We start from the raw sequence: 20,762 nt of genomic DNA on the forward strand, positions 1-20,762 counted from the left end.
CGATGCCACTGGGCGCACCCTTCCTGATATCCGCAACCTGCTGCCTGCCCGCCCCAGCTGTGTCAGGAAACCACCTCCATCACCGGCGTCTGTGCCGTCGGGAGGGGCTGAGCAGATTGCCGTTTTCCGGGCGTCTCCTCCAGCTCTGCCAGACATCGCAGGATCTGACGTGCCCCCTGCCGGACCTGATCGGCGTCAATCGCATAGGACAGGCGAATATTGTCCGGCGCCCCGAAATGGCGCCCGGGCACAGCCGCAACGCCATATTCCTCCAGCAGCAAATTGCAGAGATCCTGATCGGTGCTGATCATCTTCCCGCCGTGCATGGACCCGAACACCCGCGAGATGTCGGGGAATAGATAGAACGCGCCCCCGGGGCGGGCGCAGCGGATCTGCGGCGCGCTGTCAAAGGCGTTCAGCAGGATGTCCCGCCGCGCCCGGTAGCCGGACGTCATCCGTTGCGAAAACCCCTGATCGCCGCAGAGCGCCTCGGCCGCGGCGGCGGCAACGACAGGCGGCATGTTGGAAATCGAATTGCTGTTTAGCGTCGCCACCGCATCCGCCACCTCAGGCGGCGCGGCCAACAGCCCCGCACGCCAGCCCGGCATCCCGTAAAGCTTTGAAATACTGTCCACCTTGATTATCCGGGGTGCCAGATCGGGCGCGATATCCAGTAAGTGCGGACAGGGATCATCCGTATAGACAAAGCGCTGGTAGACATCATCGCTGATGATCCAGACGTCGTGGCGGCGCAGCACCTCGGCCAGTGCTGCCAGCTCTGCCATGCTGTAAAGTGCACCGGTGGGGTTGGACGGGTTGTTCAGCACCAGTGCCACAACCTGCCCGCCCAGCACCGCCTCCAGTGTTGCCGGATCCAGTTTATAGCCCTGATGCAGCCCGCAATAGGGCGTGCGCACTGCAACCCCGCTCAACCGGGCAATGTCAAAATAGGTCGGCCAGCAGGGGGCAGGAATGACCACGGTATCACCGGGCTCAAACAGCACCTGAAACAGTGAATAAAGCAGATGTTTGCCGCCTTGCCCCGCCGCGATGTTCTCCGGCCCGAAGCGGTCCAGCCCCAACTGCGTCAAATAATGCAGATAGGCAGCGATCAGCCCTGCCTCGCCGCGGCTGGGACCATAGCGGCACTGATCCGCATGGATGGCGGCAATGGCAGCGTCATAGACCCGCTGCGGCGGCGTGAAATTTGGCACCCCGATGGAGAAATCCACCACCGGCCTGTCCCGCGCCTGAATGCGGCCTGCCAGTTCAAGGATCGGACAGAACGGTGTGTTGCGATGTGCATTGGCCAGATCAGGCATGGCACCCTCCCCCGGCCATGCGGGCAGCAGCATCCGGGCGGTTGTCTAAGCGGTCCATCACGCCACGCTCTCCATCGGTTGCGGCACCGCCGGGGCTGCGCCCCGCCTGCCTCCAGCACGGGCAATGGCTTCGGCCATCTTTGTGGCCGCCGCCGTGATGATGTCCAGATTGCCGGCCGATGGATCCAGATAGTCACCGGCACCGGTCACCCGTACCATGGTGAACAACCGGTCCCCGGTGACATGCGGCTCGACAATCACGTCGTAACCCGGCACCGCCGCCCGCAACCGCGCCACCGCCTTGGCGATGTCCGCCTTGGCCGCTGCAAGGTCATGATGCGCCGCCAGCGCCGAAATCGCGGTCTGCATATAGACATTGGGCTTGGCCGGGTTGATATTCAGGATCGCTTTGACGTTGGAACACCCGGTGAACTGCCTCAGCGCGCTTTCGGTCGTTTCGATGTAGTGATTGAGGTTCAGCCGCGTCGCCGGACCCGCGCTTTCGGCGCTGATTGACGAGACCACCTCAAGATAATTGATATCCGGGTTGGCCCGGGTCATGGCCTGCGCAATCGGGATCGAGGCCTGACCGCCGCAGGTGATCATATTGATATTGCCGGCCTTCAACAGCGCATCGCCATTCAGTGACGGCACGCAAAGCGCCCCGTTCGGAGCCGGGGTCAGATTGACCACCACTTTGCCTGCCGCCTCCAGCGCCGGCGCATGGGCCTGATGCGCGGCCGAGGATGTCGCGTCAAACACCACGTCAAAACTGTCGAGCGCAGCAAACAACCCCTCGGCGCCGCGGTCCGTTACCGGAACGCCCCGCGCACGCGCCAGTGCCAGCCCGGGCGAGGATGCGTTGCGCCCGGCAAACAATGTGCAATCCAGCAGCGCCGAACGCTGTACCTTGCACAGCACGTCACAGCCGATGTTTCCGCTGCCGATGATGGCGGTTCTCAGGGTCATGCTGTCACTCCTTTACGCGGTTGCGCCGATGTTTCGGGTGCCGTTTTGGACAGGTGCGCCGCAGCTGAGATGATCAGATCCTCCTGCCCGGCAACGGCGTTGCAGCGCGACAGTTCCTCGTAGATGTAGCGGGGCGCGACACCGAAATCCTGCGCCGCACGGGTCACATGTTTTTCGAACCCCGCGCAGACGCCATAGATGCCGCTGATCAGGTTGGAGGTCCCCACGATCGTGCGCCGCTGCACCGGCGGCAGCTCCGGCAGCGCCTCGACCGCCTCGCAGAGCGCAAAAACATCGGTGCCGGTCTCAAAGCCGTAGCGTTCCAGCACCGCGCAGAGCACCTCCAGCTGGGTATTGCCGGCACCGGCCCCAAACCCGCGCATAGTGCCATCCAATATGGTCGCCCCCGCTTCGGCTGCAGCAACGGAGTTGGCAATTGCGAGACCCAGATTGTTATGGGCGTGAAAGCCGACCGGCACATCCAGTTCAGCGGCCAGCAGGCCAATCTTCTCGCTTGTGTCGCGCGGGTCGTAGTTGCCCGCGGAATCCATCAGGACAATGGCGTTTGCGCCATAGGAGACCTGACGCTGCGCCTGCGCCAGCAGCACCTCCGCAGGCGCCATATGGGTCATCATCAGCACGCCCTGCACATATTTGTCCTGGCTGCGGGCAAATTCGATATAGCTTTGGGTCAGATCGCCCTCGGTACAATGCGAGGCAATGCGGAACACATCAACACCGGCATCAATGGCCGATCTGATGTCGGAAATCTTCGCAAAACCGGGGATCGCATGAATGCCCAGCTTGGTGCAGGTCAGATTGGCGCGGGCCGTTTCCAGCATCTCGCGGTCCGCATGGCGCGCCATGCCCAGCTGCAGGGAGGACGCCCCCAGCCCGTTGCCATGTCCAACCTCGACCACATCCAGCCCGCAGCCATCAACGGTCCGGCAATAGGCGGCGATATCATCAAGGCTGAGTGTGTGGGCAATGGCGTGGTTACCGTCGCGCAGAGTCGGGTCGTGAATGGCAATGGCCATGGTCTGGCTCCTTGTCATGGATCAGGGATTGAAGATGGAAATGGAGGAGGAGCGCCGCGTGATCCTGCCGGATCACCTCAGCTCAATCCGGGCAACGGCTGCCTTGGCATGGGCCAGCGCCTGTTCCCGGTTGTCGCCGCGCGCCAGCACATAGGCCACCCGCGACGCAGCCGACAATACGGTATCATAGCGGGTGCCGGGCTTGGCCGAGGAATGCACCCGCGTCACGCCCTCGGCACTGGCGGCGCAGTCCAGGCCGGTGATTGCGTCCAGCACCCGGTCCTGCGCCAGCATATAGCGGATCGCCATTGCCCGCGCGGCGGGGGGCGGCGCGCTATACTCCAGCCCCAAGATCGCGGCAAAAGTCTCCTTGAAAACATCCACGCCGGTGGTTTCCAAGGTCAGTTCCCAGATTTGATCGCCGCCATTGCGGGTCTGGGTCTCGATCACATAGACCGCCCCGTTGTGCAGTTTTACTTCGGTATGGGCCGGTCCGGTCCGGTAGCCGACCGCATTCAGCAGCACGCGGACCCGCTCACCAATGCGAACCGCGTCATCAGCGCCTAATGCGGCCGGCTGGACATGGCCGCTTTCAATGAAATACGGCGCCCCGCTGGTGGTTTTTTCGGTGATGGCCAGCACCCTGTGCGCGCCCTCCACCGACATGGTTTCGACGCTGTACTCCGGGCCGGGAATGAAAGCCTCCGCGATCAGCTCCTCGCGGCCCGCCTGCAGAGCGCGTGACAGCGCGGTGCTGATATCCGTCGTGGCATCAATGAAATGGACCCCCTCGCTTCCGCCGCCCTCTGCCGGTTTGATAATGGAGTCGCCGTGGCGCGCCGCAAAACCGGCAATCTCATCCGCAGAGCGCACCCGGGCAAAGGGCACATCCTCAATCCCGCATCCGCGCAGCGCCTCCCGCATCCGCCGCTTGTTGCGGGTCAGCCGCACTGCCGGTATTTGGCAATTGCTGGGCAGATCCAGCGCCTCGGCGATATGCGCGGCAGTGAGGAAGCCATACTCAGCAAACGAGAACACCGCATCAAACGGCGTGTTGCGATGCAGCGCCCGGGCCAGCGCCACGCTGTTTTCGATATCCTCATAGTCCGTCACCACAACGGTTTCGGCATGATCAAGCAGGTGATCAGTCAGATGGGCGCGGATCTGAAGCGCGCTATAGCGCAGCCCCATTTCATCAATGCGGACAAAGGTGTGGTCGCGCCCGCCGATCATCAGGATATTGTGCTTGGGCTCAGACATGGCGTCCCCCCTTAAGTGTGGTCGTTTCGGTGTCCTGCGGTTCGGGCCGGAAGAAGTCGCGGCTCATAAACATCGGTGCAATATGCAGCACCGACATCCGCAGCACGTGATTCAGCATCACAAAGGCAGGCTCCAACCCCAGCGCCAGCGCGGTCGCCACCATGACTTCAACACCGCCCGGCACCCAGGACATGAACAGCACCAGAAACGGCTGGCTGGTCAGCAGGCTGAAGCCAAACGCCATGGCCACGGTGATGCCAAAGGTAATCGAGGTGACAATCAGCCCGGCCCGCAGATAGCTGGCAATATCGGTGCGGGTGATGTCCTTCAGCCGGATCCCGATCAGCCCCCCAAGCAGCGCCATGGCAAACAGCACCAGCGGTTCCGGCACCACAATCGGCTCACTGCCAAGCCAAAGGTTGGCCCCCGCCGCCAGGATCAGCCCGGTGACCATGTAAGGTGCCGGCATGGCAAAGCGCTCCAGCACACGCCCCGCGGCATAGGCCCCGGCCGCCAGCAGCAAAAAGGAGGCATATCCGGCCCATACGCCGGTGCCATCAGGCCCATCGGGCAGCGCGGCAATCTCCTGCGGTGCTTCTTGCGGGCCGGCAATCAGGAACACCGCAACCAGCAGCGCGATCATCCGCACCATATGGGCAAAGACCATCTTGGCCGATGTCCTGCCCTCTTCTCCGGTCAGGGTCATCACCGCTGCCATGGCGCCGGGCACCGCCCCCAAGAGGCTCTCGGCTGGGGACCATTTCTCGACCCGGTAGAGCCATGTAAATCCGGCCGCCAGCTGCGCCGACATGCAGATCAGCAGCCCTGCAAGGATGGTCAGATCCGCCATCCCCTTTAGCATCTCGGCATTGAGCAGCGCCCCGACGCTGGCCCCCAGAATAAGCTGGATCACCACGATGGCCGCAGGCGGCGTGGCCAGCACGAGGCCAAAGCGGCAGGCAATCAGAACCAGCCCCGCCGCCCCCAGAAGCTGCCCCAATGGCAGCCCGCTCAGATAGCCGAGGGCCGATCCGGCACAGGCCAGCAGCAGGGTGATCGCAAAATTCCGCAGCATCAGCCCACGCTCCGCAGGGTCTCAACCGGCGCCAGCGCAGAGAGGGTGGCAATCCGGGCCTGATGGTGGATCACGTCAATATTGTTGACCATGTAGAAGGTTCCACAGGTCAGCTGACCCAGTGCAAACAATCCCTGCGACGGGCGCCCGTCGCGAGTGGTGACCCGGCAGTCCTCCAGCTGTACCTTGATGCCGCCGGTTGCATCCCGCTCGGCAAACCCTTGCTCCAGCAGGCTGCGGATCAGCGGATTGGCCTCATCCAGCCCCCGTTGCAGACCTGTTGCATTGATCACGGCATCGACCTCAACAGTGCCATCGGCAAACGCCATGCGATAACAGCCCTTGCGGAAGGTGACATCGCGCAGGCCGCTGCGATGGTTCAGCGCGCCGCTGGCCTGCAAGCCCGCAATCCGGTCCGCATTGGTGCGCGAGATCGGCACCCGCATATTCGACCAGAGCCGATGGAAATGGCGCAGGAACGCCGCCTTGGCACGATCACTCAGGCTGGCCCAAAGCTGCGGGATCAGCATGTTTGTCTCGGCCAGAATGCTCGACACCAGATCATTGTCGGCGCTGTCGGCTCCGCGCAGCAGTTCGGCAAAACTGACATCGACACCCTGGTGCTGCATCTCGGCTTCAAACAGGTCCATCACTGCAGAGAGCGAGATCCGTCCGCTGTCACAGCCGTCACGCAATGCCGCCAGCCCCTCTGCCGTCAGATGGCGCAGCGCCACCGGGCGATAGGCGGTGACCGCCTTGGGCAGCCCTGCCCGGCGCGAGGTCATCAGCATCTGACGCCCATTCACGCCAAGCGCGACATCATAGGCGGTCAAACGGCAGCCCAGTATGCCCACCCGCAGGTGCTGCAACGCCTGAAGACGCGCCGCCGGATAGGGCGAACGGAAATAGCCCGGCGTGCCGTTCAAACCGTAGGGGTCCGCTTCCAAATTGGTGCCCAGGCACAGATAGACCATGTCATAGTCGGACCCGCTGCCCGCCCAGGACAGCTGATAAAGTGCGTCGGGGCGGCGACTGGGGGCAATCGCCTCCACCTCGGCCCCGATGATACGGATCCGCCCGCCGGCAGCGCGCACAGCGCCGCACAGATCATCAAACCGGCTTTGCAGGAACCGCCCGAACTGCGCGCGCTGCAAAAACCCGTCCTCATCCGCTGCCGCGTCCCTTGCGCCGAACTGAACCAGCCAGTCGCGGAAATCATTGCGGCGAGACAGATACATCAGCTTAAGAGGCCGGTTGAGAAGGTTGGTCTCCGAATCCTCCTGATAGGCAACACCGGGTCCAAAACTGCGGCTCTTGTCAAAGACATCCACCGAAAGCGCCGACAGATCGGGCAGAGTGGAAACCAGATTTTCCAGGACCGAGACACCGGCATAGCCCGCGCCAAGAACGGCGATCTTCATGTGGTACATCCTTATTTGAGCCCCAGGGTATTGAACGGTTGCAACGGATCAGGCGGCGGCGCTGGTTTCCCACTGGCAGGCGCTGTGAAACCAGTCCTCCAGCTGCCGCAGACGGGCGCGCAACTCGGCTTCACTCTCTCCTTCGACAATCGCGTTCAGGATTTCCGCATTGGTAAAGGCCATCTGACCATAGTGCCGCCCGGCCACGCCGCTCATCCGGTAGGCCCGCACAAAGTCAAACGGGCAATTCTGCGGCACGCTCTGCAGAACGCCCTCGCGTGGCGGCACGCAGAGCTGACCAACCAGCCGTTGCGGCTCTGCCATCATCGGTGGCATCGGCGACCTTTCAAACGCCGGATCCTGCATCGCCCGCAGGTAGGTCATGCGCGGATCGACGCTCCAGGCCTCGGCCATTTCCTGATTGAAGAACACACCCCCCAGCCGCGAGGCGATCTCCCCCAGAATGATGGTCCCGTCCGGGCTGACAAACACCTCAAGGTGAAACAGCAGTGTCGGCGGCGATGGCATCACCTCTTCGACCAGGCGGCGGGAGTAGGCCACCAGCCGGTCACGCAAGGGCGTTGCCGGCTCCAGCATATGCAGATCATGTGACTGCCCGCCCAGGAAATCCAGCGCAGAGGTCAGCACCCGCACCGGCGAAATCATGATCGGCCGCCCCGCCACGTAGAGCCCGTTGACGATGTAATGATCTCCGGCAACAAAGCGCTCGATCATGGTGTTGTAGAAGGTCGAGGCGGATTGCGTCGCCAGCCATGCCGCCAGATCCGCGTCACCCCGGATCACACAGACACCGTTAGAGCCGCGCCCGTCCCGTGGCTTCAGAACAACCGGGTAGCCCAGCCTGTCAACAAAACGGCGGATATCCATCGCGCTGCGGACCACCGCCATCTCGCTGCCCGGCAGGCCCGCCTCTTGCGCCCGTGTCTTCATCGCGTATTTGTCGCGAAACATCTCCAGCTGCACTGCAGCATTTTCAGACAGTCCAAGGTAGTCATTCACCCGCGCTGCCCGCAGCACGTCGATCTCGGCCAGAGCCACGCACAGGGGCTCGGCCAGCGATTGCGCGATATCAATCGCCGCCAGTTCGACTGCCGGGCTGTCATTGAAATTTTGAAAGAAGCGGATATCCAGCCCTTCAGGGAAACTGCGCATCAGCGCCTCTTTGGCACTGGCGCAGGTCAGGACAACACTATTCGGGCCGATCGCATCTATCCACTCTGTAACACTATGCTGAAAAAGGATTTTTGGCGGTGCAAATAGGATAATATCCATGACGCGACGGAGCCTTCGGCAGAGATTCAAGAAAAATGTTGGCGTAAAGTTTAACACGCCCATTACGTGTTTTGCGCAACCTACAGGATGGTTGATATCCGTCAAGCGGCAGTTTTGTGAAGTTTACACAACGTTAAGGTGAGCGATTTTTTGCTGCTTAGCCTGCCGGATTCATCGCCTTCCAGGCAGGTCCCCGGTCGGAAACCACAGCGGCATCCCATCGTATACAACGGCAACGCGACCTGATGCCGCAACTGCACAATCGCAGCTGACGCAGCGCGCGCCTGCCTCTGGCGGCGCAATCACGGTTGGTATCAGCGGCAACCCGCCGCTTTATCAGGATCATGGCAGCTGAACCGCGCCGGGTTTGCCGGAGACTTCAACTCCTGAGCAGGTTGAAGCCACAATGAGCAAGACACCAAACAAGTATTCTCTCGAGGTTCGCGAGCGTGCGGTGCGTCTGGTGCTGGACAAGTGAGCCATTGAAGGCGCCATTGTCCTCGGACCAATGGCGCGACATGGCTCATTCTTGCCGATTGCCCCTTCTACGTATTACGAGCATCTGGCGAAGCGGGCCGATCCGGCGCGGTTGCCGGACCGTGCCCGGCGTGACGCGGCATTGCGGCCCGAGGTCCTGCGTGTTTTCGAAGAGAACTGGCGGGTCTATGGCGTGCGGAAGATCCGGCGGCAATTGCAGCGGGAGGGTTTACGCGTGGCTGTCTTCCTTCTCTGCTTTAGGAAAATTTCCACGCAGTTTCCCGGGAAGCGGCCAGGAAAAGCGGGGAAGCAGCATAGTTCAGGAAGGAAAACCGCTGACGCGGCGCGTTCCGCAAGCGGGAAAGCCAGTCTGTTGAATGGCTTACCGAGTGCCTTGGAACGCCGGTATCGGCCCGGGGGCCTCAGATTTGCACCACACATAACGCAGAAAGCTGCAGATCTCCTCAAGGAGCAGATTTAATTGGCAAAATCGGATCTTTGACAAGTTGGCCCTTTTGGGCCCGCGTCCGCCATATTTTGAAGAGGTTCAACGTGAACTCTGTTGCAACCAAGTAGAAATGTCACCGGTTCTGCAAAGTAGAAATGTCACACTCGGGCGCTGACGTTAGCAAGGCTTAGCAGCCCGGAGACCTCAGATATCGCAGGGCTGAAAAGCCTTGCGGGGCACAGAGCTATGCTAGTCGATGAATGTCATGGCAGGCCGCATCCTTGCCGTGGCATTCAGCGCAGAAGTACAGGAACAGGTCACGCCCTTCCTCCAGGCCATTGCCCTGCGCCCAGACCGGGCCTGCCGCAATTGCAAGTGTTACTGCCAGCCGCATCATCATCGCCGTTCCCCTTTGCTCCGGAACCTCTGCGCCGCCCGGCCCGAACCAGGTACCCGCCGCACATGATCCAATGATAGCGGCAATCCGGCAGCGCAGGATTGACACAGAGCAAGGCAGCATGCGCGGAACCCGGATAGGCTCCGCATGTGCAGCAACGGGACGGGGTGCTTTGCCATGACAAAAACTGCCGGTGCACTTTTTGCCGCTGCGGCTGTTCTGCTCACGGCCGCTGCCGTCTATCTGCTCGTTGCAGAAAACGGCGCGGACTTGCCGGATGGCTTCGTTCAGGGCAACGGCCGGATCGAGGCCGAACAGGTCGAGATCGCCCCCGCACGGGCGGGCCGGGTGGCCAAGGTGATGGCCGGCGAGGGCAGCCTGGTGGCGGCCGGCGGCATTCTGGTCGAAATGGACACCGATGAGCTGTCGGCGGCGCATGACCGGGCCAAGGCCGAGGCTGCCCTGGCGCGCCAGACCAAGGCCGAGGCGGAAGCGCTGGTTGTCCAGCGCCAGAGCGAGCACCGCCGGGCAAAACATGAGCTGGACCGTGCCACTGCCCTCTTGGCCGGGCATAACATCTCCGAAACCGTGTTTGAGGAGCGCGACACCGCCCATCAGGTCGCCGAGGCAGTGCTGGGCGCCGCAAAGGCGCGGGTCGCCACCGCGGACGCCGGCATCGCAGCGGCAGAGGCAGAGGTCCGCCGGATTGCCGCGCAGATCGAGGACAGCACCCTCACCGCGCCGGTGCCGGGCCGGGTCCTGTACCGGCTGGCGGAGCCGGGTGAGGTGGTCGGCGCCGGGGCACCGATCCTAACGCTCCTGAGCCTGGAAAACATCTATATGGAGGTGTTCCTGCCCGCCCGCGAGGCCGGGCTTCTGCCGATCGGGGCCGAGGCCCGCATCGTGCTGGATGCCCTGCCCGATTACGCCATTCCCGCAACCGTCACATTTGTCTCGCCAGAGGCCCAGTTCACCCCCAAACAGGTCGAGACCCTCAGCGAGCGCGAGCAGCTGGTGTTCCGCGTCCGCGTCCGCATCCCGCAGGATCTGGTGGCGGCGCGGATCGAACATGTGAAGACGGGCCTGCGCGGCATCGCCGTGATCCGGCTCGACACCGCCAAGGAATGGCCCGAAGCGCTGGAGCGGCGCATCCCGCCTGAGCTGTTCGAATGACTTCCCGGGCTGACAGTCCTGGGATACGCATCGCGGAGGTCAGCCACCGCTACCGCAAGCATACCGCGCTGGACGCGGTCTGCTTGGATCTGCCGCCGGGCCGGCTTGTGGGCTTCATCGGCCCGGACGGGGTCGGCAAGTCGACCCTTCTGGGCCTGATCACCGGCGCCAAAAAGCTGCAGTCCGGCACCATAGATGTCCTTGGCGGCCCCATCGGCGACGCCGCGCACCGGCACCGCATCTGCCCCGCCATTGCCTTTATGCCGCAGGGGCTGGGCCGCAATCTCTACCCCGAACTCTCCGTACGAGAAAATCTCGGGTTCTTCTCGCGTCTGTTCGGCCAAGGCGCGGCAGAGCGCGAGGCCCGCATCGCATCGCTCCTCACCGCGACCGGGCTGGCGCCCTTTGCGGACCGGCTGATGGGCAGGCTGTCCGGCGGCATGAAGCAGAAGCTGGGCCTCTGCTGCGCCCTGATCCACGACCCCAAACTGCTGGTGCTGGATGAGCCGACAACCGGCGTCGACCCCTTGTCGCGCCGCCAGTTCTGGGCGCTGATCGGCGCCATCCGGCAGCAAAGCCCCGGCCTCACCGTGCTGGTCTCCACCGCCTATATGGAGGAGGCGCAAAGTTTCGACTGGATCGTCGCCATGGATGCAGGCCGTGTGCTGTACCAGGGGCCGCCGGACGACCTGAGGCGCCAGACCGGCGATCTGGAAACCGCTTACCGCCAGCTGCAGGGAAACGGCAGCCCGACGCCGCTTCAGCACTCTGCATCAGCGGCGCACAGCGGCGAGCCGGTCATCACCGCGCGGGGCCTCACCCGCCGCTTCGGTGATTTCACTGCGGTTGACCATGTCGACTTCAGCATTGCCCGCGGTGAAATCTTCGGCTTTCTCGGCTCCAACGGCTGCGGCAAGTCGACTACCATGAAGATGCTGACCGGCCTCTTGCCCATCAGCTCCGGCGAGGCGCAGCTGTTCGGCAAGCCGGTGGATGCCCGCAACCGCGCCATGCGCCGCGAAACCGGCTACATGAGCCAGGCTTTTTCGCTTTATGGCGAACTGACCGTTGAGCAGAACCTGCAGCTCCACGCCCGCATATTCGGGATCAAGGACAGGGAGGCCAGGGTCGCCGAACTGACGCAGCGCTTCGGCCTGGCGTCGCACAGCACCTCTTTGGCCGCCGCCCTGCCGCTGGGCATCAAGCAGCGCCTGTCGCTGGCGGTTGCGCTGATCCACCGCCCGCGGGTGCTGATCCTGGATGAGCCGACCTCCGGCGTCGACCCGGAGGCGCGGGACATGTTCTGGGCGCTGCTCCTCGAACTGTCGCGCAACGAGGGCGTGACGATCTTTGTCTCCACCCATTTTATGGGCGAGGCCGAACGCTGCGACCGGGTCTCCTTCATGCACGCGGGCAAGGTGCTGGCCGAAGGCACACCCAAGGCGCTGATGACATCGCAGTCCGCGGACACCTTGGAACAGGCCTTTGTCTCCATCCTTAAGGCCGCCGATCCCCCTGTCCCGGTTTCCGCTCCAGAAGCCGCCGTGCATACTGGCACCGCGCCGGCAGGCGGCTCCCTTATCCGCGCCCTGGCTTATGCCCGGCGAGAAACGGTTGAGGTCCTGCGCGACCCGGTGCGGCTCGCCTTTGCCTTCCTTGGCTCGGTGATCCTGATGCTGGTGTTCTGCTTCGGCGTTTCGCTGGATATCGATGAGCTGGACTATGCCGCACTCGACCTGTCGCAAAGCCCCGAAAGCCGCGCCTACCTCGCGGAGATTTCCGGCTCCCGCTACTTCCGGCCAACGCCGCCCTTGGCCAGCGCCGCTGAGGGCCGCAGCCGCCTGGTCTCCGGCGAGGTTTCGCTGGTGATCGAGCTGCCCCCGGATTTCGGCCGCAAGCTGCGCGCGGATGAACCCGCAGAGGTGCTGGCGATCGTCGATGGCGCCATCCCCTTCAAGGGCGAAACGGTAGAAGGCTACGCCGCCGGTCTGCATCAGACCTTCCTGAACGCCCAGGCAGCCGCCAGCGGCGCCAGCCAGGGTGAAACCGCCCGGATAGAGCCGCGTTTCCGCTACAACCAGAGTTTCGAGAGCATCGCCGCAATGGCGCCTGCGATGCCCGCAATCCTGCTGATCATGCTGCCCGCGGTGCTGATGGCGGTCAGCGTCGCGCGGGAAAAGGAGCTGGGATCGGTCACCAATTTCTACGTGACGCCAACCACCCGGCTGGAGTTTCTGATCGGCAAGCAGATCCCCTATATCGTGATCGCCTTTTTGAACTTCCTGCTGCTCACGGCGATGACCATCGCGGTCTTCGGGGTGCCGCTCAAGGGGGACCTGCTGCCGCTGGCCCTTGGCGCGCTCCTGTATGTCTGGGCCGCGACCTCCTACGGGCTGCTGATTGCCACCATGACCTCCAGCCAGGTGGCGGCAACCTTTGCAACCGCCATCGCTTCGGTGGTGCCGACGATCCAATTCTCCGGTTTGCTCCAGCCGGTCTCGACACTGGAAGGCGGCGCCCGGACCGTCGGTTCGCTGTGGCCGTCCTCCTACTTTCTGCATCTGAACGTCGGCGCCTTCACCAAGGGCCTGGGCTGGGAGGCGCTTGGCCCTGACATTCTGGCGCTCGCCTGCTTCGGGCCGGTGTTCACACTGCTGGCCGCGCTGACGCTGCGCGCGCAGGAGAAGTAGATGCAGCGTCTGTCCCGCATATTCTGGCTCGGTCTCAAGGAGATGATGAGCCTGCGCCGCGACTGGGTGATGATGGCGCTGCTGGTCTGGTCCTTCACCCTGGCACCGGTGATGGAGGCGACAGGGGTCGCCACCTCGGTCAACAACGCCTCGATCGCCTTTGCGGACGAGGACAACTCCCCCCTGTCGCGCACCCTGGCCGGGGCCTTCTTTCCACCCGAATTTCAGCCGGTGGTGCAGGTCGAGCCCGGCACCGGCGCCGCCCGGATGGATGCGGGCGATTTCCTGTTTGTCGTCGCGGTGCCGCCGGGGTTTGAAAAGGATCTGCGCGCCGCCCGCGTGCCGGAGATTCAGGTGCTGATCGACGCCACCGCAATGGAACAGGCAGGTATTGGCGCCAGTTACATCACCAGCATCCTCAGCACCGAGATCCGCCGTTTTGCCATCGGCGCCGACCTCTCAGCGCCGCAGACCCTGGGCATCATCATCCGCAGCGCCTTCAACCCGAACCGCGACACCGTGCGCTTTGCCGGCATCAACGCGCTGATCGGCCAGATCATGTGGCTGACCACGATCCTCACCGGCGCCGCGATGATCCGCGAGCGCGAGCACGGCACCATTGAGCACCTGCTGGCGATGCCGCTCTCGCCCTTTGACATTGCCGTGGCCAAGATCTGGGCAAATGCCGCGGTGGTGCTGGTTGCGGCGGCGCTGTCGCTGGCTTTTGTGATGCAGGGGGTGCTGGACATCACCATTGCAGGCTCCACGCTGCTGTTCCTCTGCGGCACCGCGCTGTTTCTGTTCACCGCAACCGCGCTTGGGGTGTTTCTGGCAACTGTGGCGCGCTCGATGGCGCAATTTGCGCTGCTGGTGATGCTGACCATCCTGCCGATGCTGATGCTGTCAGGCGGCGAAACCCCGGTGGAGAGCCAGCCCGCCTGGCTGCAGGCCATCACCACTTTCCTGCCCTCGCGTCACTACATGGCCGCCAGCCAGGCCATCGTCTTCAAGGGCGCAGGGGTTGAGACCGTCTGGCCGGAATTCCTGTGGATGGCACTGCTGGGCGCGGCCCTGTTGGCAACCAGCCTGGTGCTGTTCCGCCGCTCAGTGGCGCAGGATCGCTAGCGGATCACAACCACGGTGCATTTGGCATGGCGCACAACCCGCGCCGCTGTCGAGCCGAGGAAATAATCCTGCAGGCCCGGCCGGTGCGAGGCGATGACGATGCAGTCGGTGCCATGCGCGTCGGCGTAATCGGTGATCGTGCGCCCGGCATGGCCGGTGACCACATCCGCCTTGATGCCTGCCACCCCGCCCAGATCCGCCTTCAGCGACGCCAGCATCTCGGCGCGGGTGTTTTCCAGCAGACCCTTGGGCAGCTGCTGAACCACATAGCCGGGGATCTCGTCAGCCACAGTCAGCGCGGTGATCCTGGCATCGCCGTCGGCCAGCAGGCGGGCAGCCTCCAGCGACCGGGCCGTATCGGCACCGTGATCCGGGGCAATCGGAACCAGAATATGTTTGTACATCGTGATCCTCCTTTGGTGTTGTTCAACGTTACGCCCGTGGCCGCCGGCCTGCATTTATTGAGGTTGTCCAGCTCTGCGGTGTGCCTGCCGCCGCGCCAGGCCGGGGCTGGTCACGCCTTCCGCAGAGCGGCTTTCACCCGCCCGGCAACCTCATCCTCGGTGCCGGCGCAGTTGATCCGGGTCCAATCCGCAGCATTCGCGCCAGCACGTCTTTGCGGGCCTGCAGCGTGGAGAGGTCCAGGTAACTGTAGCGCACCGCCCGCTTGATCCTGAACGCCAGACCGCCGGTCAGGAACACATGCGCGGAATGGGTCGTGATCACCTCGACCGGTGCGCCAATGCCATAGGCTGACGGGGCGCTCAGAAAGGCCACCACTTCAACCTGCTGGTTTTCATCCGGATGCATTGTTTTTCCCCTGGCGCAGCGTACCAGAGGCGCTTTGCATCCGCCTTGAGTGAAGTCAAACCAGCCAGCGCTGCGCTTGCGCGCCAAACCCATGTCTGGATCAATGCAGGTGGGCTTGCAGCCGGATAGACTCAACCAATCCTGACTGGAGGCAGCAAAATGACCAACACCGATGCCCGAACCAGATCAAAAGCCGGGCTGACAAGCAGGGCCTTGGCCGTTTTTGGCGTAACCTTCTCATTTGCAGCCATTCTTCTCAGCGGCGGTATCCTTTTCTTTGCACCCAAAGGTAAGATTTCCAAAGAGATGGGTTGGGATGCGCTGGGACTGGGCAGGCAGGACTGGAGCGATCTCCATATTGTCCTGGCGGCGCTGTTTATTGCCTTTTCCCTGTGGCATGCAGCGCATCATTTGCATGTGTTCAAAACTCTTTTCTTCGGCAGCAAGATGTCTTCACGCGGCCACCGGGCCGAGGCGCTGATTGCGTTTGCGGCGGTTGCCGGCCTTACCGTTCTGGCCTTCTTCAGCTTCCGCCGGGCAGCTGGCTACTTGAGCTGAGCGAGCTGTTCACACATGACTACTGGACCCGCTGAAACGTGATCCCGGCGACCGGATGCCGCCGAAAGGCCGGCCTTTGCTATAGGTATGGTTTGCAGGGGCAGCCCGGTAAATTCCATGCTGGCGGCCAAGGGGAGGCTGCCTTTCACACCGGATTGATCAGGATCATGGCATCCCGCGGCAACCCTGATCTACTGATCAACGCGGTGCGCACTCCGCCTGCCGCGATCCAGCTCGGAGGCCCGCCATGCAACGCAAAACCTCTCTCTTCGTTCTTGCCACTGACACCAGCGACGCAACCATCACTGCCGCCGCCGAGGCGGCGCAGGGCCAGGACGCCTACCTGGCTTGCCTGCTGCTCGATAACCTGCCCGGCAGCCCCTACTTTGTCTCCGGCACAACGGCCTTCGGCTCGGCTGCGATGCCCGCTGACTGGGTGGACGGCCTGCGCGACGCCCGGCAGGCAGCAGAGATCCGCGCCGCAGAGGTCAACGATCTCCTCACCCGCAACAGCTGCACCGGCGATGTGCAATATGCGGTCTGCGCCGGTGCGGATATCCGGCTGCTGTGCGCCCAGCGGGCCAAGACCTGCGACATCGCGCAGTTTGCCGAGGGCCTCAGGGACCACGGGGCTGTCTTCCGCGAGGCGCTGCACGGCCTGCTCTTCCAGTCGCCGGTTCCGGTCATTGTGAACGGCGCGCCCTTTGCCAGCTGCAACCGCGTGTTCCTGGCCTGGGACAGCAGCCTTGCCGCCTCCCGCGCCGCCCATCTGGCGCTGCCCTGGCTGTGCCGCGCCGAGGAGGTCGTGATCGGCTGCTTTGAATCCGGCGCCTCCGATCAGCGCGACGGCGAGGATCCGGGCACCGATGCCGCAGCCTGGCTCAGCCACCAGGGCTGCAAGGTGACCGTGTCGCAGTTCCCCGGCGGCGGCCAGGACGTCGGCCACGGAATTCAGCGGCGCGCCCGCGAGGCCGGGGCCGGTCTGGTGGTGATGGGGGCCTATGGCCATTCCCGCCTGCGCGAGGCTGTCTTCGGCGGCACCACCCGCACGATGATCGATCAGACGGAGCTGCCGGTGCTTTTTGCCCACTGACGCCCGCTGCCCTTGCGCCCATGACACCAGGAGCCGGAACATGACCAGCCAGGCCCCCTTTGATGCCTACAAACCCGCCGAAATCGCGGCACGTGTAGAAAATGCCGGAACCGCCAAGGCCCATCTGCCGCTGCCGCAGATGTTCGTGCTGGCAATGCTGGCGGGCGCCTTCATCGGTTTCGGCGCAGCGGCCTATACCATGACCCTGACCGGCGCATCCCCCGTCGCAGGACCGGTCCGGGTGCTGGGCGGCGCGGTGTTCTCGCTCGGCCTGATCCTGGTGGTGATTGCCGGGGCAGAGCTGTTCACCGGCAATGTGCTGATGGTGATCGCCGCGGTGGACCGCAAGATCCCGCTGCGCCTGCTGCTGCGCAGCTGGGGCATTGTCTATGCCGGCAATCTGGCAGGCGCCGCCGGCCTGGCCGCCGCCTTTGCGCTGACTGGTTTGCTGGACGGCCCGATGGGCGCAACCGCCGCCGGGATCGCAGAGGCCAAGGCCGGCCTCGCCCCGCTTGAGGCTTTCATGCGCGGCGCGCTGTGCAACGCCCTGGTCTGCCTCGCCGTCTGGCTGTCTTTCGCCGCCCGCACCGCGGCCGGCAAGGTTCTGGCCATCCTCTGGCCGGTCACTGCCTTTGTGCTCCTGGGGCTCGAGCACTCGATTGCCAACATGTATTTCTTCCCGCAGGCTTGGGCAGCCGGAGCGGGGACCCCCTTTACCGCGGCTGCCGCCAACCTGTTCTGGGTCACCCTCGGCAACATCGCCGGCGGTGCGGGCGGCGTTGCCTTGGCCTATTGGTTCGCTTTTCTCGGCGGCTCCGCGCAGCGGCAGACTGAACACGCGCCTGAGCAAAGCCGCTGACGCCGCCGCCTTACTCTGTTTTTCGGTCCGGCAGGCGGATTTCCTGCAGCACCGCCAGATAGCCCATCAAGTCGGACAGGGTGACCACCCCCAGCAGCTGGCGCCCCTCTGCCACCAGAAACTTGCGCCGCCCGGTAGACGAGATCTTCGCCATCAGCTCCGCGGCCGGCATCTCCGGGCCGACCATATTATCTGCATCCGCCGCCGCATAGACGTCGCCCACGCGGGTTGCCGCCCATTCCGCGCGCGGGGTCTGCGTCAGCAGGCCGGTATCGGCAAAACCCAGCAGCACATCGCCCAGCACCACCGGCACAAAGCTCTTGCGTTCCGCCAGCATCACCTGATCCGCGAGGTATTGCAGGCTCACCTCCGGCAGCACGGTGACCGCATCGCGCGTCATCAGAGCAGCCACCGTCTTGCCCTTGAATGCCGCCTCCTGCAGCTGGCGGGCATAGGTGCCCTTGGCCGCAGCCAGCACAAACACCCCGATCAGCACCTGCCAGAGCGACGCAACCGGATTGCCGGAAAACAGCCCGATGACGCCAAAGACAATCAGCGCATACGCAAAAAAGCTGCTGATCCTTGTGGCGGTGGCTGTCGCCTGCAGAAGATCGCGGCTGCGGCTCCACAGATACGCCCGGAAGATCCGCCCGCCATCCAATGGAAAAGCCGGCAGCAGGTTGAACACCGCCAGCACCAGGTTGATCAGCGCCAGATAGTCCAGCACAGGGATCAGCGCCGTCCCCGGCGCCAGCAGCCCGCCCGCCTGGGCCAGCAGCCAGAAGGCAAAAGCCAGAGCAAAGCTCATCAAGGGGCCTGCAATGGCAATCCAGAATTCGCTGGCGGCAGTCTTCGGCTCCGATCCCAGCTCTGCAACCCCGCCGAAGATAAACAGGGTGATCCCCTTGATCTCGACCCCGTACCGGCGGGCCACCACCGAATGGGACATCTCATGCAGGACCAGCGAGCCGAAAAAACCCAGCATCGCCAGCAGCGCCAGGGTGAAATAGACGCTGCCGCCGGCACCGGGATAAACCGTAGGGAAAAACTGCGTTGACAGGCTCCAGGTAATCAGCGCAGCAATCAGCGCCCAGCTTGGGTCGATACGGATGTCAAACCCCTGCAGGGTGGCGATCTTGATGGCATTGGAAAACATGGGCTCCCCTCCGGTCCTCAGCTTAGGGGCAAACCGGCCCGCCTCCCTTGATCCGGCTCAAACCCGGAACAGACTGCCCGCCAGATAGGCCACGGCAGCAGCACAGGAGCCGATCAGCAGTGTCTCCAGCCCGGATTTCCACCAGGGCGCCAGCGACCAGACGCTTTTGCTGGCGCCGATGCCGAAAAACACTGCCGCGGTGGCCAGCGCCGCCGTCAGAAACGGATCCGGCAGCCCCAGCATGAACGGCAAGAGCGGCACGATGCCCGCCACCATGAAGGCGGCAAAGGTTGTCAGCGCCGCCGCAACCGGATTGGGTTCCGCAGGGGCCAACCCGTATTCGCTGGTCAGCATCAGTGACACCCATTTCTCCGGCTTGGCGGCAACGGACTGTACCGCGCCTTCCAGCACGGCGCCGCTCAGCCCCAGCTCCTGAAATATTTGGCGCAGCTCCTCGCGCTCACCCTCGGGATACTGGCGGATATGGCGCTTCTCCACCTTGTAGAGCCGCCGCCGGTCGTCCAGATCCGCCTTGGTGCCCAGGTAGTTGGCCGCCGCCATGGAAAACCCGTCCGCCAGCACATTGGCAATGCCCAGAGCGATGATCACGCCTTGCGAAAACCCGGCGCCCTCGACGCCCGCGGCAATCGCAAAAGTGGTGACCGCGCCGTCGATGCCGCCGTATACCGCGTCGCGCAGCCGCCCGGTGCCGTTGCTGCCCGCAAGCCGCCGTGCGATGTCTTCCTTGCTGTGCCCGTGATCGCCCTTCATGCCCGCAGGATGGCCCGGAACGGCAAAACCCGCATTGAGGGAGGTCAAGCCGCCACCTGCGCCCCGATGGTCAACGTCAGCGCCGCCAGCAGCAGCGGATTGCTGAAGAATCCGATCCGCCAGCTCGACGGATGCAAGGAGCGGAAGGCAAAGACGCTGGCCTTTTCAAAGACCACCATGGCGGTAAAGGCTGCGGTGCGGGTCAAATCCTCGTTGCCGTCCAGCAGATGCAGGAACAGCCACAGGCTGGCCAGCCCAGTGTAAAGCCCCTGCGCTACTGGTCCTGATCCCTGAAACTGGTCCGGAGTGAGAGCGGGCTTTTGGGTGCATTTCTGGCAAGAGAGGGAGTGTACCGATGCCGAAGAAACGATTCAGCGACGAACAGATTGAACGCCTCATGGTTCCTGTCGATGGACGACGCCCGAAAGCGGATCAACGAATGGAAAGCCGATTACAATGAAGCCAGGCCGCATTCCTCGCTGGGGAACTTGACGCCGGGCGAATTTGCGGCCCGACTGAACGAAACCCGAAAGGTCGCATGAAGCGCGGGCCAAAAATGGGGTGAGCTCCAATCCCGGCACCGGCATGGACCGGACGAGTCTTAGGGCGCATGACCACTTGCCAGGTCTTCAGTTGAGCGATTCAGGCGTACAAAGATGCAGCGAATCCGGCAAAGCTTGGAGGCCACGCAGGCTGCCGTGCAGCTGAAATCTGGTCCTGACGGGCCCAGGCTGCGGCAATTGCCCTCAAATCCATTGACATTCGCTTCAAGAATTGCGGCAAAACTCAAGGCTTACGTAACGTCATCCTCGCTGGCCCGGTTGTCGG

At 63.6% G+C, this 20,762-nt stretch carries 19 protein-coding genes and 2 pseudogenes; 8 read left to right on the forward strand and 13 right to left on the reverse strand.

Going from position 1 to position 20,762, the window contains the following annotated elements; all coding sequences use genetic code 11:
• Positions 1–62: 62 nt before the first annotated feature.
• The 7 genes from L1069_RS09630 to L1069_RS09660 form a co-directional block, all read right to left on the reverse strand.
• Positions 63–1,322, reverse strand: coding sequence for an aminotransferase class I/II-fold pyridoxal phosphate-dependent enzyme (locus tag L1069_RS09630; RefSeq protein ID WP_237455521.1), 1,260 nt, complete (start codon positions 1,320–1,322; stop codon positions 63–65).
• 57 nt (positions 1,323–1,379) lie between these two features.
• Complete coding sequence (locus L1069_RS09635) at positions 1,380–2,291, reverse strand: acetaldehyde dehydrogenase (acetylating) (protein WP_237455522.1); 912 nt, start codon at positions 2,289–2,291, stop codon at positions 1,380–1,382.
• Complete coding sequence (gene dmpG / locus L1069_RS09640) at positions 2,288–3,328, reverse strand: 4-hydroxy-2-oxovalerate aldolase (protein ID WP_237455523.1); 1,041 nt, start codon at positions 3,326–3,328, stop codon at positions 2,288–2,290. The genes L1069_RS09635 and dmpG overlap by 4 nt, the downstream gene beginning before the upstream one ends.
• Positions 3,329–3,400: 72 nt before the next feature.
• Positions 3,401–4,588: an ATP-grasp domain-containing protein gene (locus L1069_RS09645; protein WP_237455524.1), complete on the reverse strand. Its 1,188-nt coding sequence runs from the start codon at positions 4,586–4,588 to the stop codon at positions 3,401–3,403.
• Complete coding sequence (locus tag L1069_RS09650; protein ID WP_237455525.1) at positions 4,581–5,663, reverse strand: AbrB family transcriptional regulator; 1,083 nt, start codon at positions 5,661–5,663, stop codon at positions 4,581–4,583. The genes L1069_RS09645 and L1069_RS09650 overlap by 8 nt, the downstream gene beginning before the upstream one ends.
• On the reverse strand, positions 5,663–7,084 hold the full coding sequence (locus tag L1069_RS09655; RefSeq protein ID WP_237455526.1) for an FAD/NAD(P)-binding protein: 1,422 nt from the start codon (positions 7,082–7,084) through the stop codon (positions 5,663–5,665). The genes L1069_RS09650 and L1069_RS09655 overlap by 1 nt, the downstream gene beginning before the upstream one ends.
• 48 nt (positions 7,085–7,132) lie before the next feature.
• Positions 7,133–8,257, reverse strand: coding sequence for a hypothetical protein (locus tag L1069_RS09660; RefSeq protein ID WP_237455527.1), 1,125 nt, complete (start codon positions 8,255–8,257; stop codon positions 7,133–7,135).
• A gap of 649 nt (positions 8,258–8,906) precedes the next feature.
• Between L1069_RS09660 and L1069_RS09665 the strand changes: the two are divergent.
• Positions 8,907–9,095: pseudogene (locus L1069_RS09665) on the forward strand (IS3 family transposase); the annotation flags it as partial.
• Between the two features lie 451 nt (positions 9,096–9,546).
• Here the strand turns inward: L1069_RS09665 and L1069_RS09670 are convergent.
• The gene (locus L1069_RS09670) at positions 9,547–9,702 is read right to left on the reverse strand and encodes a hypothetical protein (RefSeq protein ID WP_205879980.1); all 156 of its coding nucleotides are present in this window, start codon (positions 9,700–9,702) and stop codon (positions 9,547–9,549) included.
• Positions 9,703–9,876: 174 nt separating this feature from the next.
• Here L1069_RS09670 and L1069_RS09675 point away from each other — a divergent pair, with 174 nt between their 5' ends.
• The 3 genes from L1069_RS09675 to L1069_RS09685 are packed head-to-tail and all read left to right on the forward strand — an operon-like array spanning position 9,877 to position 14,687.
• Positions 9,877–10,872 (forward strand): HlyD family efflux transporter periplasmic adaptor subunit, encoded by a 996-nt coding sequence (locus tag L1069_RS09675; protein WP_237455528.1) that lies wholly within the window; start codon positions 9,877–9,879, stop codon positions 10,870–10,872.
• Positions 10,869–13,562, forward strand: a complete 2,694-nt coding sequence (rbbA, locus tag L1069_RS09680; protein WP_237455529.1) for a ribosome-associated ATPase/putative transporter RbbA — start codon at positions 10,869–10,871, stop codon at positions 13,560–13,562. The genes L1069_RS09675 and rbbA overlap by 4 nt, the downstream gene beginning before the upstream one ends.
• Entirely contained in the window at positions 13,563–14,687 is a 1,125-nt protein-coding gene (locus tag L1069_RS09685; RefSeq protein WP_237455530.1) for an ABC transporter permease, read from the forward strand.
• On the opposite strand, the gene L1069_RS09690 is transcribed toward L1069_RS09685, so the two are convergent.
• Together L1069_RS09690 and L1069_RS09695 are read right to left on the reverse strand one after the other, a co-directional pair.
• On the reverse strand, positions 14,684–15,091 hold the full coding sequence (locus L1069_RS09690; protein WP_237455531.1) for a universal stress protein: 408 nt from the start codon (positions 15,089–15,091) through the stop codon (positions 14,684–14,686). The genes L1069_RS09685 and L1069_RS09690 overlap by 4 nt on opposite strands.
• Before the next feature lie 133 nt (positions 15,092–15,224).
• Complete coding sequence (locus L1069_RS09695; RefSeq protein WP_237455532.1) at positions 15,225–15,497, reverse strand: hypothetical protein; 273 nt, start codon at positions 15,495–15,497, stop codon at positions 15,225–15,227.
• 159 nt (positions 15,498–15,656) lie between these two features.
• Between L1069_RS09695 and L1069_RS09700 the strand changes: the two genes are divergently transcribed.
• The 3 genes from L1069_RS09700 to L1069_RS09710 all read left to right on the forward strand — a co-directional run bounded on the left by L1069_RS09700 (position 15,657) and on the right by L1069_RS09710 (position 18,007).
• On the forward strand, positions 15,657–16,055 hold the full coding sequence (locus L1069_RS09700) for a DUF4405 domain-containing protein (protein WP_237455533.1): 399 nt from the start codon (positions 15,657–15,659) through the stop codon (positions 16,053–16,055).
• A gap of 247 nt (positions 16,056–16,302) precedes the next feature.
• Positions 16,303–17,148: a universal stress protein gene (locus tag L1069_RS09705; protein WP_237455534.1), complete on the forward strand. Its 846-nt coding sequence runs from the start codon at positions 16,303–16,305 to the stop codon at positions 17,146–17,148.
• A 40-nt stretch (positions 17,149–17,188) separates the two neighbouring features.
• Positions 17,189–18,007: a formate/nitrite transporter family protein gene (locus L1069_RS09710; protein ID WP_237455535.1), complete on the forward strand. Its 819-nt coding sequence runs from the start codon at positions 17,189–17,191 to the stop codon at positions 18,005–18,007.
• A 10-nt stretch (positions 18,008–18,017) separates the two neighbouring features.
• Here the strand turns inward: L1069_RS09710 and L1069_RS09715 are convergent, their stop codons facing one another.
• The 3 genes from L1069_RS09715 to L1069_RS09725 are packed head-to-tail and all read right to left on the reverse strand — an operon-like array spanning position 18,018 to position 20,305.
• Positions 18,018–19,163, reverse strand: coding sequence for a site-2 protease family protein (locus L1069_RS09715; protein ID WP_237455536.1), 1,146 nt, complete (start codon positions 19,161–19,163; stop codon positions 18,018–18,020).
• A gap of 57 nt (positions 19,164–19,220) precedes the next feature.
• Complete coding sequence (locus L1069_RS09720; protein ID WP_237455576.1) at positions 19,221–19,934, reverse strand: VIT1/CCC1 transporter family protein; 714 nt, start codon at positions 19,932–19,934, stop codon at positions 19,221–19,223.
• A 44-nt stretch (positions 19,935–19,978) separates the two neighbouring features.
• Positions 19,979–20,305, reverse strand: coding sequence for a cation transporting ATPase C-terminal domain-containing protein (locus tag L1069_RS09725; protein WP_343328054.1), 327 nt, complete (start codon positions 20,303–20,305; stop codon positions 19,979–19,981).
• Between the two features lie 15 nt (positions 20,306–20,320).
• Here L1069_RS09725 and L1069_RS09730 point away from each other — a divergent pair.
• Positions 20,321–20,476: pseudogene (locus L1069_RS09730) on the forward strand (integrase core domain-containing protein); the annotation flags it as partial.
• Positions 20,477–20,762: the final 286 nt, after the last annotated feature.

It is taken from the genome of Leisingera sp. MMG026, from assembly GCF_021654205.1.
Lineage (GTDB): Bacteria > Pseudomonadota > Alphaproteobacteria > Rhodobacterales > Rhodobacteraceae > Leisingera.